The sequence below is a fragment of the Lysobacter sp. P5_B9 genome (assembly GCF_054049835.1).
The window spans coordinates 304,260-319,970 of the sequence record NZ_JBFULP010000001.1; the positions used below are offsets into that span (position 1 = coordinate 304,260).

Sequence of the window (15,711 nt, forward strand, 5' to 3'; positions counted from 1 at the left end):
GCATCATCTTGCTCCGGACGCATCGGATTCAGGAGAGGGATTTTGTTCCAGCATCTCGTGAAAGTGCAGTGAGACTGATTCGACTCTCCAGCGCTGCAGAGCCGAATGGCTTCTGGCCGAAAGCAGCCATTCGCGAAGGGCGTAGACACGGCTCAATGTCCGCTATCGACCCGAAGCTGACATTGTTCTCTGCGATGGAGCAGCGCCGCCTTGCCTGTGCCGGGATCCAGCGCCCGGAGATTTGATCCGGCCACGAGCGAGGCCGCGCCGCTCACCGCGGGTTGGGAAACAGCCGCTAGGGCGCGCTGTGCGGCCGCCTGACTTCAGGATGACGATGGAGGGGATTCAGGCATGCAACACGTGGTCGGGCTGCCTTGAGCAGCTCCTGAAAGCGGGCTGCATTGGTGACGGCAAAGTCATGCGCGGTATTGTCGAAAATGACCCACCGCGCAATCGGCGCCGTTCTGCTCTGGCGGACCTCGACCGCCAGTGCGCTCAGGGCCTCCTCGGAGTAGGCGCTGTAGTACATGCGCGGAGAGCCGTGCCAGCGCCAGTAGGGCCAATAGGGCGTGAAGTTGGGCCTGCCAGCTCCCTCCACTGCGGGATCTGCTGTCACCCGACTAATCTCGAAGCGTTCAAACAATGGCTCGGCCCGTGCCGTGAACCAGCTTGGATGGCGTGGCTCGAATACCAGTGGCACATTACTGCGGTTTCGAAATGCCCGGAAGAACGCTGAAGCTGTGCGCAAGTCCAACGCGAAGCTGGGCGGCAATTGGAGCAGGAATCCGCCCAACTTGTTACCCAGACCTTCGACTTCGCCGAGGAACCGATCGAGCAGCGGGCCAGAATCCCGAAGGGCCAGTTCATGTGAGATCGCACGCGGCAGCTTGACGGAGAAGCGAAAATTTCGGGGCACAGATGAGGCCCAGCGCGCATATGTCTTGGTCTGGTGCTGACGATAGAACGATGAGTTGACCTCCACCACTGAGAAGCGGGAGGCGTAGCGTGCGAGCATGCTGGCTCCATCGCCAAGCAGCCGGGCATGCTGGCGTGATACAGACCAACCGGCACAACCTACCCTGACTTGACGCATGTGTCTGCAACCCGCGCCATCCTCGGATGCCCGCGTAAGGCGCTTACGGCAATGTGCGTACCATAGGCTCGCGCTGCCACTGTCGCGTCATGGCCGCTTGGATGAAGCGCTGGGGGTCGGAAGCGGAGATCACGCCGGCATCGACATCAATGCCGCCCGCATCCAGCACCGCACCCGCCCCGGCGTCGAACGCAATCGCCTTGAGGTGGCCATAGGCGTCGCGCACGAAATCCACTGCCGCCGCCTCCTGGCTCAGACGTTGACCGGCGTCCTTCGACAACACTAGTGCCACCGCGTCGAATATGACCGACGGGGTGCCAGCGAGTTGGCCGTCGGCCGGTAGCTTCTTGCGACCGGATAGCAGCGCCCCACCGATCTTCGGCGCGACGATCTTGACCGCGGCGCCGGCGTCATCGGCGGCCTGGCGGAGGGCTGCCACGGTATTCGCATCAGAGCCGTCGTCGATGAGGATTCCGATCACGCGGCCCTGTAGCGTCTTCTTCATCTTGCCGATGATCTGCAAGGCGGGGGACGGCGGCATGTCGATCACCGGCACGGCGGGCTTGGGTGCCGGCGGCAGTTTGTCCATGCCCAGGCCTTCGGCGACGCGGCGTGCCAGGTCCGGGTCGACATTGCGCAGGTGGCCGACCATCGCATCGCGCACGTGCGGCGTCTCGACCTTCGACAGTTCGAACACCAGCGCGAACGCCATGTGCGCCTGCTCGATCTCGGTCTGGCTGCGGAAGAACAGCCGCGCCTGGCTGTAGTGGTCGGCGAAGGCTTCGAAGCGGATGCGACCCTTGGCGCCGTCGTCGGCCGGCTCAGCGAAGCTGTGGAAACCACTGGGCGTGGCACGCGCGGAAGTCGGGTCAAGCGTGCTTGGCTCATAGTTCACGCGACCGCGCGGGGTCTGCATCTGCATGTGGCCATCGCGCTGCTGGTTGGCGAAGGGGCACTTGGGGGCGTTGATCGGTAGCTGGTGGAAGTTGGGCCCGCCCAGGCGCAGCAGCTGGGTATCGAGGTAGGAGAACAGGCGGCCCTGCAGCAGCGGATCGTTGCTGAAATCGATGCCGGGCACGATGTTGGCGGGGCAATACGCAACCTGCTCGGTCTCGGCGAAGAAGTTGTCGGGCCAGCGGTCGAGCACCATGCGCCCGATCATCGTCAGCGGCACCGTTTCCTCGGGGATGAGCTTGGTCGGGTCCAGGTGGTCGAACGGGAAGGCCTCGGCGTCCTCCTCGGTGAACAGTTGCACGCCCAGATCCCACTCGGGGAAGTTGCCGGCCTGGATTGCCTCGAACAAGTCGCGGCGGTGGAAATCGTTGTCGGCGCCCTGCAGCTTGACCGCCTCATCCCAGCAGGTGGACTGCAGGCCCAGGCGCGGGCGCCAGTGGAACTTGCAGAAGGTCGAGCGGCCCTTGGCATCGAGCAGGCGGAAGCTGTGCACGCCGAACCCTTCGATCATGCGCAGCGAACGCGGGATGGTGCGGTCGCTCATCGTCCACATGATCATGTGCAACGCTTCGGGCGTGAGCGAGATGAAATCCCAGAAGGTGTCGTGGGCGGAGGCCGCCTGAGGGAAGCCGCGGTCAGGTTCCATCTTCACCGAATGCACAACGTCGGGAAACTTGATCGCGTCCTGGATGAAGAACACCGGGATGTTGTTGCCGACAAGGTCGAAATTGCCTTCCTGGGTGTAGAACTTCACCGCGAAGCCACGCACGTCGCGCGGGGTATCGACCGAGCCGGGGCCGCCTGCAACGGTGGAGAAGCGCGTGAACACCGGCGTGCGCTCGCCGACTTCGGTGAAAATCTTCGCGGTGGTGTACTTCGCCAGCGATTTCGTCAGTTCGAAGTAACCGTGCGCCGCGGAGCCGCGCGCATGGACGATGCGTTCGGGGATGCGCTCGTGATCGAAGTGAGTGATCTTCTCGCGGAGGACGAAGTCCTCCAGCAGCGTGGGCCCGCGCGGCGTGGCGCGCAGCGAGTTCTGATTGTCGGAGACGGGGATGCCCTGGTTGGTGGTCAGGGTCTGGTGCTCGCCGCCAACGAGCTGGTGCAGTTCATGGGCATTGCCGCGGGTTTCAGGCGCGGCGCTGGCGGGTTTGGTCGAGGTCTTGGTCTTTGTCGTGCTGGCCGGGGAAGTCTTGTGGGGATTCTTGCGCACGGCCATGACGACACACTCCGGAAAAGGGCGGTCGTGTGATGCTGGAGACGTGGGCGTGAATGCAGTGTCGCCCTTTGCTTCGCACACTGCTCCGCCTGTTCAGGCCTCGCGGCTCACCTGTAGAACGAACCGCACCATCTCAGCGGGGGCGTATCCGGCGGCGAATCGGAGCAGGCCAGCCCGGGTCTGGAACTATTCATCGTGAGTCAGATCGCGCAGGCCCATGCCGGCACCATTCGCGCGGAATCGGCGGAGGGCACGACGACTTTCAAATTGCACCTGCCCCGGACCTGACAAGCGACGGCGTTTTTTTGGAACGTCCGCTTTTGGCCGATAGCTGCCAGATCGCGGTCAAGGGGTTCCCTGATGCGGTTCCCTGATCCGACTAGACCTGCGGTGGCAGAGGAGTCCGTCGCTGGCGAGGAATCTGCTCTAGGCAGCTACGTCCCGCTAGCCGGTTTCTCTGTTGTTTTCCCTGAAATAGGGAAAAACTTAGTGAGACTGGTTAGCGGGTGACTGCATCCACCACCAATCAGTCTTACGGCTATCGCCAAGCCTGAGAAAACCGCCTTTCATGCGCGGGCTATTTGCGCGAGGCCGCGGTCAGGGCATCGGCCTGTGGGGCGTTGAGGTACAGATCGGGGAACTGACCGCCGAACTTCTCCCCCATCAGCCGGGAGAACTCCAACGTAGCGTCGAGCGGGTAGTGGTGGATCAGGAGGGAATCCGCTTCACCGTCTTCGTTCATGTGCACGATGATGGAGCATTCCACGGGCACTCCGTTGATGCTCGACCGATACGATTCCATGAAGAACCCGCTGCCGACGTCGCCGTAGTGCGTGTAGTCCTGGAATTCGTAAAGGGTGCGTGCATGCGAAAGGAGGGCAAGGATGTTGTCCTTGCCGTGAACGGGATGTTTGAGGACGGCGCCTTCGAGCGTTGCGTTCTGCGCGATCTTCCCGAGCCACGGCGGCGGGCCGGACGGGCGGGGCAGGGTAGGGGCGGTTTCGGTGAACTTCATGATTCAAACCAGGATGGGTATCGGCTGACAGGGGATGTGATCAGTTGGGTCGTATCGCGCCGTCAGTCTCGCGTGAACTCCGCCGCATGTAGCTTGACGAACTCCCCCGTGCTCATCGCCGGCTTCCCTGTGAGTTTGAAGACGTCGTCGGTCGCTCGGTCATAGCGACCTTGCGTGTGCAGGTCGGCCATCACCGCCAGGTGGCTGATCAAATGCTGCGGAACGCCGAACTCGCGTAGCTTCTCGGTCCACGGCGCCACCGGTACGTCGCGATAGCGGATCGTGCGGCCGAGCGCCTCGGAGAACGCGCGAGCGTGCTGGTCCACGTCGACCGATTCCGGGCCGGTGAGGTTGTAGATCTGCCCGATGTGCGGCGCCGGATTGTCGAGAATCGTTGCGACGACGCGTGCCACGTCGTACGCGGAGATGGGGGAGGTCTTGGCATGTCCGAGCGGAAGTGCGAGTTCGTCGTTCTCGCGGACGCCCGTGGCGCCCAGGCGCAGGAAGAAGCCTTCCAGGAAAACGGTCGGACGCACGTTGACCACTGGGAGGCCCGACCACGCCAACACCTGTTCTGCCAGCCAGTGAAGCTTGTGTTGCGGACTGTCGGTGGTGTCGTTGATGTCCATCTGCGACACGGTCATCTGCGACATGTTGACGATGGCCTCTACGCCGTGGTGGCGGGCGACCGCGGCCACGTTGACCGTTGCCTCCAGATAGGCTGCAGAAATCGACATGCCGAAATAGATGCGCTTGGTGCCCTTGATGGCACGGTGCAGCGACTGGAGATCGGTGAGGTCGCCGACAACGACCTCGGCGCCGAGCTTGCGCAGATTTTCGGCGCGCTCGTCTTCGCGCCGAACCAGCGCGCGGACCTTGTGGCCTTTGGCCAGCAACATGGCAACGACGTTGCGACCGATGGCGCCGATGTCACCGGCGGCGCCCGTGACCAGGATGGGGCTTTCGTTTGAAGTATTCATGGGGATGTTGTTCCGCGGTGTGCGATCAGAGGATTTCAAAGCCGCCAGCGGCATCGTTCGCCGACCGGGCGTTGCGCTCATGGAAGTTCGCCGTGGGGGTGCGATCGATCAGGAGGCTCAGAAGCTCCGGACGGTTGTAGTGACCGACCGAGTCCATCAGCAGCTTGCGGCGGTTGATCAGGGAGAAATCGAGGTCGGCGATGACTTCGCCTTCGCCCTCGCGGAGTGGCTCGCCGATCAGCATGCCCTCAGGTGTGACGATCGTGGTGAAGCAGCCACCGGAGATCGGGCCGATCGAGCAGCCGGTGTCCTTCATGATCTGCGCCTGCTGGTCGGCATCGAGCCAGGCGGTCGCGTTCACCACGAAGCAACCCGATTCCAGGGCGTGCTGGCGGATGTTGATTTCCATGCGCTGCGCAAAGCCCTCGCCGAAGGCCGAACCCGGATACATGGCGGAGTGAATCTGCTCGCCATCGGCCATCATGGCGTAGCGCGCCAGCGGGTTGTTGTGCTCGAAGCAGGCCAGCTGGCCGATTCGCCCGACTTTGGTGTCCACGGCGCGCAGGCCCGAGCCATCACCCTGGCCCCAGACCATGCGTTCGAAATGTGTCGGCGTGATCTTGCGGCGACGCTGCACGAGCGTGCCATCGGCATCAAAGAGCAGTTGCGTGTTGTAGATGGTGCCGCCGTCGCGCTCGTTGACGCCGATGGACACCACCATGTTGGCTTCGCGAGCAGCTTGGGCAATCGCATCCGTGGTGGGGGAGGGGACGGTCACGGACTGCTCCAGCAGGCGCATGTGTTCCTTGCCCGACAACAGCTCGATGCCCGTCTGGACTGCAGCGAAGTAGGGGTAGTACGGCACTACGGTTTCCGGGAAGGTGGCGAACTGCACGCCCTTCTGGCCGAGCTCGCGGATCTTGCGAACGACCTTGTCTACGGTGGCCTCCCGACTATAGAGCACGGGGCTGATCTGTACTGCGGCGGCTTTTACGGTGGTCATGATGATTGGTTCTCGGAGATTAAGGTGTAGATACACCACATTAGAAAAGAAATTACCCGGCCAGCTCTTCAACGGGCAGGCCCGAAGACAGCTGCACGATGGCAGACGCACCGTCAACACCGAGTAGCTGTTTCGCCTTGACCTGAGCCGCGCGCCAGGCCGGCATGGCCTTGGCGAGCAGATCCCGGCCGGCCTTGGAGATCAGGATGGGGCGGCTACGCCCTCTCTCCGGAATGATCTCCTCCGCCCAGCCCTGGTCCAGCACCAACTGCAGATTGCGTGTAGACGTCGATCGCTCCTGGTGGTTGGCGCGGCCAATCTCGGCGCGACTGGCACCGTCCAAGCCGGCAATGAGCACCAGCAAGGAAAACTGCGACGAACTCAATCCGTACGGACGCAGTTCCTGGTCATAGAGGCTGGTAATGACCCGGGAGATACGGCGAGCACGGGTCATCAGACAGTGTCGAGTCACCTCGGAGACGAGGCTGGCGGCTTCTGATTTGGAGTGGCGCTGAGTGTTCATGGGCGAATAATGGTGCATATACACCATGATGTCAACTCCCTCCAAAGACCCAGCTCCCTCGGGGCTGCGAACCATTCAGGTCAAGGCTTGGGGCAAGCAAGACGGCGCTGGCCGATGGCGGCGATCGTCCTGGCTTCTCTGATCGAATCCCGTGGCCGCGTTGGCCGTCCTGCTCACCGGGGATTCTCGGCCCGCTCGCCTCGTCTATCAGCGTTGCGAACTTGCAACATGTCCACTTCCGTTGAGCCCCGCGGTTCTACTTGAGTCGACCTTGCGCTCGAAGGCTGCGCCCAATTTCCTGGATGCGATTCTCGCCACGTATCAGCGATTGAACACTCGTGTGAACCGAGTAATAGCCCAGCACCAGCTCGTGTTGGTGCTTTTCCGCCGAGCCGAATACGAATTCTGTGTCCTGCGTGGCGAAGAACTCGATGGCCTGATCGCCGTCTTCGAAGGCCACCATTTCCCCTGCTTCGATCGGCTCATGAACCGCCAGAGATCCGATGCTGACAGCAGCCCACGCGACCTCATGCCCCGGCGGCGGCTGATATAGCCAGCTTTCTCCCGCCTTGAGCTTCACGGAGAAGTAATTGACAGGCGAAGGCGCGTCGATGACGCCCGCAGCCTGCCCGTACTGGCCCAAGAGAACGGTCACTGGTCCATCGCTCTGTAACTGAGATGGACCGATGTACTTGCTGTACGGCTGCCCGAGCTCATCGGAAGGTGGCAACGCGAGCCAGACCTGGAACCCTCGCAAGCGATCGGAATTTCCAAATCCGCCGCCATGCCAAGCTCCGCTGCCGGCACGCATCCATTCCATCGATCCGGCCTCCACTTGCCCTTTGCGTCCCAGGTCGTCTTCGTAATCGACCGAACCTTCGAGCAACCAGGTAAGTGTTGCGATGCCAGAATGCGGATGCAGCCCCATGTCCATCTTGTTGCTGGATGGATTCTTTGCATCGATAAGGTCCAGGAAGACGAAAGGCTTCAGCCTTTCGCCAAGATCCGAAGGACTCATGAGGCGGGTGATCGGCCCGTGTGTCCTGCCGCGGGTGCGGTAGACGATCGCGCGGCGGTCGCGCATATCGGTGTTTGTCTCTCTTAGAGGCTTAGCAGCGTGCATGTTCATAAGATCTCCAACAGCCAAGGTGCACATGATTCCGGGCGCGATGCACGGAATACCGCATGACGCCAGGGGCATGCTCTACAGAAGAATCTAGAGAGCGCACGCCATGTTCAGTAGTCGTCGCAGGCGGATTTCATCCAGCCACGGTTGGAAGGAATGGCCACGCTTGGAGAGGAATTCCCCAGTCACTCTGCCGCGCCACGGCGGGCATCGTGATGTGTTCCGCGAATGCCAAGCGGGCAATGCGTGCCAGAGAATTAGCGACGCGCGTTGATTACGCTCTTCTCTATCGCGTCAAAGCAGAAGTCTCGGCCTCGACTAACCCGGAGGCGACCATCCTGGCCATTACAAACTCAATGAATGCGCTCACGGCACGCGGGAGCTGCCGCCGGCTCTGGTACACGAGAAACAGCTCCAGGCCCGCAACGCGGTAATCGGGCAAGACCTGGACCAGTTGGCCGTCTCGTACATATTGGGTGGTCATTACATCTGGCAGCAGGGCGATGCCCATGTCGGCGACGCACGCCTTGAGAAGTACGAGCGCCGCGTTGGCGTGGAAGCGGCCGCGAACCTCTGTCTCGACCTGGCCATCCGGACCATCCAGACGCCAGATGACTCGGCCCGAGGCAGGCTGCATCGCAACGCAGTCGTGCGTCGCCAGCTCCTCCAGGGACTGCGGCATCCCATGTGCGGCCAAATACGCAGGGCTTGCCATCAGGCGGGCGCGGTTACTACCGACGCGCCGTGCGACGAGGGTCGGCTCGGTGATCACACCGCTGCGGATGGCAACGTCGATACCTGCCGCGACGAGATCCGCGCGGGCATCGCTGAGCGCGAATTCCAGCCGCACCTTGGGGTGATCCGCGAGAAACTCCCTCACCCATGCGAGTTCGAACCAGTTGAAAAAGTCCGCCGGTGCGGCCACCCGCACCTTGCCGCTGGGTATGTGGCTGCCTTCCGCCAGTTCCAACGTGGCCTCCGACAGCGCTTCGACCTGGTCTGCACTACGCGCGTAGAGCGCTTCGCCCGCGTCCGTCAGCGTCAAACGCCGCGTCGAGCGATGCAGCAGGCGCAGGCCCAATTGTTCTTCCAGCTGCTGAACGCGGCGACTCGCTGTATTCGACGGAATGCCCGCCCGGCGGGCGGCCTCTGCAAAACTGCCGGCCTTCACCACCTGCACGAACAGGGCGATGTCGTTGAGATCGACCATGGACTGCCTCCGGGCGGAAGCCTCCGTAGTGTCGGAGGTGGAAGCATTGTCCCTGAGCCGAGGGCTTCCCGCACGAGGCCACCGCCGGAGGCGTCGCGGCACCGGCGCAGCGTGGACGCCTATCGCATCCACGCTGCGCATTTCGCTTATCGCAGCCTGTTCCGCATCAACAGGAATGGGATCAGACGTCATGACCGAGCGGTCCAATGGCCGTTGATATCTGGAGCTCGCCGGAATATGCGAACGTACGGGGCGGCTGATCACTTTGCGGCGCGTGCATCCAGGCTGAAGCGCCCCGCTCCATTCGCGGCCAGCATCAGGAATGCACCCGTGATGGATACGTTCTTGAGGAACATGATCATCTGCATCTGATCGGCGAAGTTGTTGTGGAAGAGCAGGGCGGCCAGCAGGGTGAAGCCCGCCAGCAGCAGCGAAACGACGCGGGTATGCCAGCCGGCAATGATGGCAAGGGCGCCGCCAGCCTCGATCAGGATGACGAGGGGCAGCAAAATGCCCGGGACGCCCTGGGAAGCCATGTAGCCAGCGGTTGCGCCGTAGGCGGTGATCTTGCCGATACCGGACATCAGAAACAGGCTCGCAAGCAAGAAGCGTCCGAGGAGTTCGGCAGTGTTGTGCAGGGTGGTCGAACTCTTGGCAGCGACCAGCCTCGAGGAGGTAGCAGACATGTCAGGATTTCCTTTGTGTTGAGAGATGGATGGCGTGACAAACGAGGTGAACCGCTTGAGGCGTTCGCCCTAAGGCGGATGCCTACGCCAACCTGCGTCCCTCATGGGGAGCCCGTAACGATCAGATCGTCCCTGACGGTGAAAGCCGGTTTGCGTGGGGAGACTGTAGGGTCGAGGTAATTGCTCCACTAGGCGGCGCAATCGGATTTCACCCATCCACGAATCGCGGAAATCCCGAATGGGCCGATGGCGCGGGGCGCAGGCTTCCTCCCGGGTGCTGCGCCATGGCCCCAAGTCGAGATCCACTCATGGATTCCGTCCCGCATTGCCTCACTTGCTGGACGAGTGAAATCCCATTGCGCCGCCTAGTGGCTGGAAGAGGGGATTCATAGATTTCCTGGCGGGAGCGTCACTAACGGCGCGTCCCTAACCCTCGACTTCCAGGCCAACACCATGAAACTCCTTCACATCGATTCCAGCATCCTCAGCGAGCATTCCGTCAGCCGGCAATTGACGGCGAAGCTCGTCGACGCGGCACGCGAAAAACACCCGGACGCACAAGTTTTCTACCGTGACCTGGTCGGGAATCCGGTACGTCATCTCGCCGGAACACACCTCGCCGCGGCGCAGGGTGTAAAACCCGAATCGTCCGAGCTACAGCAGGACGTCGATATCGGCACAGGCGATCTCGAAACCTTCCTCGAAGCCGACGTCGTGGTCATTGGTGCGCCGATGTACAACTTCAGCATCCCGAGCCAATTGAAGGCATGGATCGACCGGATCGCGGTCGCCGGAAAGACCTTCCGCTACACCGAGAATGGTCCAGAAGGGTTGGTCGGCGGCAAGCGCGTCCTGGTCGCATCGACGCGCGGCGGTGTCTACGCAAGCGATACGCCCATGGCTGCGATGGACCATCAGGAGACATATCTCAAGAGCGTGTTCGGATTCCTCGGAGTCCCGGATCTTCAGTTCGTACGTGCCGAAGGCCTGGCGATGGGCGACGAGTCGCGGTCGCAGGCGCTGCGCGGAGCCAATGCCGAGATAGCGGCGGCGTTCGCCTGAGGCGCCCTCCGCGCAGCTTGTTCACCCGCCTCGCCAGCGATGGCATGGCAGACAGCGAGCCGCTCGCGCGACTGGTTGCGAGCCATGTCAACTCGGAGCTGCTCGCGGCCATTGCGACGGAGTACGGCAAGGGGCGTGTCCTGCAGATTGGTACGACCGATCTGGATTCCGGGCGACCGGTAACCTGGAACATGGGCGCCATCGCGTCCAGCGCCGCCCCAGGTGCGTTGGATCTTTTTCGCAGTGTCATGATCGCCTCGATGAGTATTCCTGGCGCGGTTTCACCCGTGATGATCGCCGTGGAGGTCGACGGGGAACGATTTCAGGAAATGCATGTCGGTGGCGGCGTACTCGCACAGGTATTCGCCTACCCGTCGCGCACGATCGAGGAGTTGAACAGGGCTACAGGAACCCTGTTTCGGCCGAGACGAAACGCCGCACCTTGGGCATCGGGAGCAGGGCGATCAGTGCATTGATTCAGTCCCAGGGCATCAACGACCTGGATCGGATTTTTCACACCGCCCAGATGGATGGGGCGAATTTTTACCTTGCCCATGTCGGTTCCGACTTCAATCACCATCACGATCGCGTCTGTTCGACTACGCCTATCAGCAAGGCGCCAATGGCTATCCCTGGCTCAAGGCGCCACTGGGCTAGTCTTCACCCGCTGGCGGTGAGGAGTGGACATTTGGCTAGCCAAAGCGCGCATATCGAGCTTTCGCCGTGGTCAGCAAGGCGCGCACCGTTAACCTCCACGAGGCGATCGAGACGCAGGGTCTCGCCCGTGGACAACGAGGCGTACTCCGCGCCATCGCGAGCGAACACATCCGTAATCACAGCATCGCGATGGTGGGTGACGTTGCTTTCATCGAGGAAGCGGATCTTCGCTGACCTGCGCAGAGTCGCGAGGTCTTCGAGCAGGTCGTGGAACTCGCAGTTGATGGGGTGGTAGCCGGTTTGGTCAGTAGTCATGAGGGGATGCCATGTGCAGGGGTGCGTCAGACGGATTTCTTCGCCCGTAAGGTTGCCCGCCCACACCCGACCGCGAGCCGAGGGGGGCGGCCGCTAGGAACGGGTGGAGGCGGGCCGTAAGGATGGCTAGGGAATGCGCGCCGCATCAGGATGCTGGAGCGGTAGGCTGGACAATCAGTTGAAGACCATTCCGCCATCGACCAGGATCGACTGACCGGTGATGTAGTTGGAATCAGGGCCGGCCAGGAACGAGACGACAGCCGCCACTTCCGCCGGTTCGGACGGTCGCTCGAGGGCGATGCCCTTTGTGAACTGCTCCCAGGCCCATGCCTCGGGCTTCCCTGCGGCCGCGGCGGTTTCCTTCACCAAGTCCTCGACGAGCGGCGTCCTGACAATGCCAGGGGCGTAGGTGTTGACGGTGATGCCGTGTTTCACCAAGTCCCGCGCGGCCGTCTGGGTGAAGCCTCGCACGGCGAACTTGGTGGCTGAATACAAGGCGATGCCGGGATTCCCAATGTGTCCGGCCTGGGACGCCGCGCTGATGATCTTGCCACCGTGGCCGAGTGACCGAAACGCGGCGGTCGCGGCCTGCGTACCCCAGACGACTCCGTTGAAGTTGATGGAGAAGAGTGTCTCGATACTCTCCGGAGTGATTTCCTCGATCGGGGACGACGGCGCGATGCCAGCGTTGTTTACGATGACGTCAAACCCACCCAGCTCTGACACCGCCTGGTTAACCGCGGCGAAAACGCTATCGCGATCGGCGACGTTGACCTGAAGAGCGAGTGCGCCGCCCTGCTTGCCCCCGAGCCTTTCGGCTACCTTGCCCGCGGTCTCGATGTTCAAATCAGCAACTGCCACCTTGAAGCCATCGGCGTGGAGCCGTTCGGCGATGGCCTGTCCGATGCCTTGGCCGCCACCGGTAACCAGCGCAACCTTGCCATTCGCAATGCGTGCCATATTCATTTCTCCTGCTTGAGTTTGGGAGGAAGCCGGCCCGTTGAGCCGGCTACTCCACTTGACGTTGTTGGGTTACGCCGTGGTGACGTTCAGGGCGAGATTGATGTTGCCGTGGGTAGCCTTGGAATACGGGCAGACTTCATGCGCGCCGTGCGCGATCTGCTCGGCGACTTCTTGCTCGAAGCCAGGCATGCGGACGTCGAACCCGGCCTGTAGGACATACTCGCTTCCGGCCTGGACAAGTTCGATCTTGACGTCGACGGAGAGGTCGTCCGGGAGAGTGATCCGCTTCTGGGCAGCCACAAGCGCGAGTGCGCCGATGTAGCAGGCCGACCAGGCACCGGCGAACAGTTTTTCCGCGAGGGGATGGTTTGCGACCCCCTCGAACACCTGTTCGGTGCCGCCAGGGGAAGACAGCCTCAGGTCCACGTTGCCATGGCTGGCATCAGAGCCGCGGCTGACGGTGGTGTGCGTCTTGCCGGTGAAGAGGATTTTCTGGGTCTTGTTCATGATTGTTTGCTCAATTGGGGGAGGGGTTTTGCAACGCATCCGCTTAAGTCGCATGCGATTGACATAGGTTAGACCTGGGCCGAGCTTGTTACAAGGAGGCGGTCCGAATTTGTTTATCTTCCAGTCATCGAATGCGATTAAAGCGCATGCGATGTACGCAACAATGATGGATCGTCCGTATCGAAGTCAACGATCCCGGTTCAAGGCCCGCGCCGGCGACTATGAATGGCCGCGGCGTGGACCCACGGGGCCGACTTGGCTGCGCGGAATACCTACGCTTGCGATTGTATCGCATGCGTCATATGCTACAGCTCGGCTCTCAAGCAGTGAGACGGAGATGAACACCAAAACCAAACAAGGATCGGATCTCAAGTTGTCCGAGTTCCTATGCTTCGCGGTCTACTCGGCGAACCTGGCTTTCGGCAAGATCTACCGGCCAATCCTCGATGAACTCGGGCTCACTTACACGCAATACGTCACCCTCGTCGCGCTGTGGGAAGAGAGTGATCAAACCGTCAGTGGCCTCGGCGAGAAGCTGTTCCTCGAGTCCAACACCCTCACCCCCATCCTGAAAAAGCTTGAGGCGATGGGTTACGTAGAACGCGCACGTGATCCGGCCGACGAACGGCAGGTGCGTATTCAGGTAACGCAGGGCGGACGGCGACTGCGCGAAAGGGCGATCAAGGCGCTTGCTGATCTAAACGGTGCCACCGGACTCAGCGCCAAGGATTTCTCCAGGTTGCAAAGGGAGGTCGTCACGCTCCGCAACAGCCTCATCCAGGCCGCAGATCACGCAGGTTGATCGGACATAGTCTGGCAAGGTGGTGACTGAGGGGCGCCGGCTATCCGTTCTGGGAGGCCGAACCGGAACACCAGGATTACCTTGGAACGCCCCAGGCTACACGCGTCGCGTGGTCTGTCTTGGCGAGATGTTGCCGAAACAGGTGCGACGCCCTCGGTACGCCTGCTCGATACCTTCGTATCGATACCAACGTGCAATCGTCGCCGCCCGTCCGGTCTGGTGTGATTGGCTTCCAATTGGCTTCGCGCCAAAAGGAGTTCACATGTCAGTGGACACCCCTCCCTTATCACCGGAGCGACGCAGACTTTGCGGCGCGGCAGCGGCCTCGCTCGCCGCCGCTCCGTTCGGCGTGTTCGTCTTCCCGGAAAGGACAGCAGCCATGGCTCAACATGCAGAAACTACCAATGCCGGTGCCCCTACCGACATTCGACCATTCCATTACAAGGCGTCGGACACGGACCTGGCCGACATGAAGCGCCGCATCAAGGCGACGCGATGGCCAGAGAAGGAAACGGTTGACGACGACACACAGGGCGTGCAGCTGGCGACGATGCAGGCGCTCGCCAAGTATTGGGGCGAAAGTTACGACTGGCGCAAGGTCGAAGCCCGCCTTGAGGCCCTGCCGCAATTCATCACCAACATCGACGGACTCGACATCCACTTCATCCACGTGCGCTCCAAGCACGAAAACGCGTTGCCGATCATCGTCACGCACGGGTGGCCCGGCTCCATCCTCGAGCAAATCAAGATCATCGAACCACTGACCGATCCGACGGCGCACGGCGGATCGGCCGCCGACGCCTTCCATGTCGTGATTCCGTCGATGCCCGGCTACGGATTCTCGGGCAGGCCGAGCACGACCGGCTGGGATCCCAAGCACATCGCGAAAGCCTGGGCCGTGCTGATGCAGCGGCTTGGCTACGACAAGTACGTCGCACAAGGTGGGGACTGGGGCTCGTTCATCACCGAGTACATGGGCGCGCAGGAAGCGCCGGGACTGCTCGGCATCCACGTCAATCTGCCCAGCGTTGTACCGCCCGATATCTCGAAGGCGCTGGCGACCGGCGCACCGCCGCCCGCGGGCCTATCGCCGGAGGAACAGGAGGCATTTGATCGCCTGCGCTTCGTCTACACCAAGGGCGTCGCCTACGGCTACCAGATGGGCCTGCGGCCGCAGACGCTCTACGGGCAGGCGGATTCGCCCGTCGGCCTGGCGGCGTACTTCCTCGATCACGACCAGCGCAGCTACCAAATGATCGCTCGCGTGTTTGCGGGCAAGAGCGAAGGCCTGACAAAGGACGACGTGCTCGACAACATCACGATCGCCTGGCTGACGAACACGTTCGTCTCCGGCGCACGGCTGTACTGGGAGTTCAAGGAGCCGTACTTCGACATCAAGGGCGCAAAGGTGCCAACAGCCGTGAGTGTGTTCCCGGACGAGTTGTATCCGGCGCCGCGCAGCTGGAGTGAGAAGGCCTACCCGAAACTGATCCACTACAACCGCGTCGCCAAGGGCGGGCACTTCGCCGCCTGGGAGCAGCCGCAGATACTCACGGAGGAGTTGCGTGCGTCATTCCGCTCGCTGCGCGCATGAGG

Annotated in this window: 16 protein-coding genes; 4 read left to right on the forward strand and 12 right to left on the reverse strand. The window is 62.0% G+C overall.

Annotated features, from left to right (window positions below; translation table 11 throughout):
* Window positions 1-295: 295 nt before the first annotated feature.
* From ACXJJ9_RS01385 to ACXJJ9_RS01425, 9 genes are all read right to left on the reverse strand, one after another.
* Window positions 296-1,093 (reverse strand): DUF72 domain-containing protein, encoded by a 798-nt coding sequence (locus ACXJJ9_RS01385; RefSeq protein ID WP_457095498.1) that lies wholly within the window; start codon window positions 1,091-1,093, stop codon window positions 296-298.
* A gap of 43 nt (window positions 1,094-1,136) precedes the next feature.
* Complete coding sequence (locus tag ACXJJ9_RS01390) at window positions 1,137-3,266, reverse strand: catalase (RefSeq protein WP_457095499.1); 2,130 nt, start codon at window positions 3,264-3,266, stop codon at window positions 1,137-1,139.
* 577 nt (window positions 3,267-3,843) lie between these two features.
* The gene (locus ACXJJ9_RS01395) at window positions 3,844-4,281 is read right to left on the reverse strand and encodes a hypothetical protein (RefSeq protein ID WP_457095500.1); all 438 of its coding nucleotides are present in this window, start codon (window positions 4,279-4,281) and stop codon (window positions 3,844-3,846) included.
* Between the two features lie 62 nt (window positions 4,282-4,343).
* Window positions 4,344-5,342 (reverse strand): NmrA family NAD(P)-binding protein, encoded by a 999-nt coding sequence (locus tag ACXJJ9_RS01400; protein ID WP_457095501.1) that lies wholly within the window; start codon window positions 5,340-5,342, stop codon window positions 4,344-4,346.
* Window positions 5,287-6,264, reverse strand: a complete 978-nt coding sequence (locus tag ACXJJ9_RS01405; protein WP_457095502.1) for a carbon-nitrogen hydrolase family protein — start codon at window positions 6,262-6,264, stop codon at window positions 5,287-5,289. Before ACXJJ9_RS01405 ends, ACXJJ9_RS01400 begins: the two co-directional genes overlap by 56 nt.
* A 52-nt stretch (window positions 6,265-6,316) precedes the next feature.
* The gene (locus ACXJJ9_RS01410) at window positions 6,317-6,814 is read right to left on the reverse strand and encodes a MarR family winged helix-turn-helix transcriptional regulator (RefSeq protein WP_457095503.1); all 498 of its coding nucleotides are present in this window, start codon (window positions 6,812-6,814) and stop codon (window positions 6,317-6,319) included.
* A 229-nt stretch (window positions 6,815-7,043) separates the two neighbouring features.
* Window positions 7,044-7,916, reverse strand: a complete 873-nt coding sequence (locus tag ACXJJ9_RS01415; RefSeq protein ID WP_457095504.1) for a pirin family protein — start codon at window positions 7,914-7,916, stop codon at window positions 7,044-7,046.
* A 283-nt stretch (window positions 7,917-8,199) separates the two neighbouring features.
* Window positions 8,200-9,123 carry a LysR family transcriptional regulator gene (locus ACXJJ9_RS01420; protein ID WP_457095505.1) on the reverse strand — a complete coding sequence of 308 codons (924 nt, stop codon included), beginning with the start codon at window positions 9,121-9,123 and terminating at the stop codon, window positions 8,200-8,202.
* Window positions 9,124-9,383: 260 nt separating this feature from the next.
* A complete protein-coding gene (locus ACXJJ9_RS01425) occupies window positions 9,384-9,809 on the reverse strand; it encodes a DoxX family protein (RefSeq protein ID WP_457095506.1) in 426 nt (141 codons plus the stop codon).
* A gap of 453 nt (window positions 9,810-10,262) precedes the next feature.
* Here ACXJJ9_RS01425 and ACXJJ9_RS01430 point away from each other — a divergent pair, with 453 nt between their 5' ends.
* On the forward strand, window positions 10,263-10,871 hold the full coding sequence (locus ACXJJ9_RS01430; protein ID WP_457095507.1) for an FMN-dependent NADH-azoreductase: 609 nt from the start codon (window positions 10,263-10,265) through the stop codon (window positions 10,869-10,871).
* Between the two features lie 17 nt (window positions 10,872-10,888).
* The gene (locus ACXJJ9_RS01435; RefSeq protein ID WP_457095508.1) at window positions 10,889-11,347 is read left to right on the forward strand and encodes a hypothetical protein; all 459 of its coding nucleotides are present in this window, start codon (window positions 10,889-10,891) and stop codon (window positions 11,345-11,347) included.
* Window positions 11,348-11,531: 184 nt separating this feature from the next.
* Here ACXJJ9_RS01435 and ACXJJ9_RS01440 read toward each other — a convergent pair whose 3' ends face one another.
* The 3 genes from ACXJJ9_RS01440 to ACXJJ9_RS01450 all read right to left on the reverse strand — a co-directional run bounded on the left by ACXJJ9_RS01440 (window position 11,532) and on the right by ACXJJ9_RS01450 (window position 13,313).
* The gene (locus ACXJJ9_RS01440) at window positions 11,532-11,843 is read right to left on the reverse strand and encodes a hypothetical protein (RefSeq protein WP_457095509.1); all 312 of its coding nucleotides are present in this window, start codon (window positions 11,841-11,843) and stop codon (window positions 11,532-11,534) included.
* Window positions 11,844-12,017: 174 nt separating this feature from the next.
* Window positions 12,018-12,809 (reverse strand): (S)-acetoin forming diacetyl reductase, encoded by a 792-nt coding sequence (locus ACXJJ9_RS01445; RefSeq protein WP_457095510.1) that lies wholly within the window; start codon window positions 12,807-12,809, stop codon window positions 12,018-12,020.
* A 66-nt stretch (window positions 12,810-12,875) separates the two neighbouring features.
* On the reverse strand, window positions 12,876-13,313 hold the full coding sequence (locus ACXJJ9_RS01450) for an Ohr family peroxiredoxin (RefSeq protein WP_457095511.1): 438 nt from the start codon (window positions 13,311-13,313) through the stop codon (window positions 12,876-12,878).
* 337 nt (window positions 13,314-13,650) lie between these two features.
* Between ACXJJ9_RS01450 and ACXJJ9_RS01455 the strand changes: the two genes are divergently transcribed.
* The gene (locus tag ACXJJ9_RS01455) at window positions 13,651-14,115 is read left to right on the forward strand and encodes a MarR family winged helix-turn-helix transcriptional regulator (RefSeq protein WP_457095512.1); all 465 of its coding nucleotides are present in this window, start codon (window positions 13,651-13,653) and stop codon (window positions 14,113-14,115) included.
* Window positions 14,116-14,242: 127 nt separating this feature from the next.
* On the forward strand, window positions 14,243-15,709 hold the full coding sequence (locus ACXJJ9_RS01460; RefSeq protein ID WP_457095513.1) for an epoxide hydrolase family protein: 1,467 nt from the start codon (window positions 14,243-14,245) through the stop codon (window positions 15,707-15,709).
* Window positions 15,710-15,711 lie beyond the last annotated feature (2 nt).

Bases quoted from the DNA above. Each gene is read 5' to 3' on its own strand.
- ACXJJ9_RS01400 (WP_457095501.1), bottom strand. From the start codon at position 5,342: ATGAGCGCAACGCCCGGTCGGCGAACGATGCCGCTGGCGGCTTTGAAA.
- ACXJJ9_RS01415 (WP_457095504.1), bottom strand. From the start codon at position 7,916: ATGAACATGCACGCTGCTAAGCCTCTAAGAGAGACAAACACCGATATG.
- ACXJJ9_RS01395 (WP_457095500.1), bottom strand. From the start codon at position 4,281: ATGAAGTTCACCGAAACCGCCCCTACCCTGCCCCGCCCGTCCGGCCCG.
- ACXJJ9_RS01450 (WP_457095511.1), bottom strand. From the start codon at position 13,313: ATGAACAAGACCCAGAAAATCCTCTTCACCGGCAAGACGCACACCACC.
- ACXJJ9_RS01420 (WP_457095505.1), bottom strand. From the start codon at position 9,123: ATGGTCGATCTCAACGACATCGCCCTGTTCGTGCAGGTGGTGAAGGCC.
- ACXJJ9_RS01430 (WP_457095507.1), top strand. From the start codon at position 10,263: ATGAAACTCCTTCACATCGATTCCAGCATCCTCAGCGAGCATTCCGTC.
- ACXJJ9_RS01460 (WP_457095513.1), top strand. From the start codon at position 14,243: ATGTTGCCGAAACAGGTGCGACGCCCTCGGTACGCCTGCTCGATACCT.
- ACXJJ9_RS01385 (WP_457095498.1), bottom strand. From the start codon at position 1,093: ATGCGTCAAGTCAGGGTAGGTTGTGCCGGTTGGTCTGTATCACGCCAG.
- ACXJJ9_RS01440 (WP_457095509.1), bottom strand. From the start codon at position 11,843: ATGACTACTGACCAAACCGGCTACCACCCCATCAACTGCGAGTTCCAC.
- ACXJJ9_RS01410 (WP_457095503.1), bottom strand. From the start codon at position 6,814: ATGGTGTATATGCACCATTATTCGCCCATGAACACTCAGCGCCACTCC.
- ACXJJ9_RS01405 (WP_457095502.1), bottom strand. From the start codon at position 6,264: ATGACCACCGTAAAAGCCGCCGCAGTACAGATCAGCCCCGTGCTCTAT.
- ACXJJ9_RS01455 (WP_457095512.1), top strand. From the start codon at position 13,651: ATGAACACCAAAACCAAACAAGGATCGGATCTCAAGTTGTCCGAGTTC.
- ACXJJ9_RS01390 (WP_457095499.1), bottom strand. From the start codon at position 3,266: ATGGCCGTGCGCAAGAATCCCCACAAGACTTCCCCGGCCAGCACGACA.
- ACXJJ9_RS01445 (WP_457095510.1), bottom strand. From the start codon at position 12,809: ATGAATATGGCACGCATTGCGAATGGCAAGGTTGCGCTGGTTACCGGT.
- ACXJJ9_RS01425 (WP_457095506.1), bottom strand. From the start codon at position 9,809: ATGTCTGCTACCTCCTCGAGGCTGGTCGCTGCCAAGAGTTCGACCACC.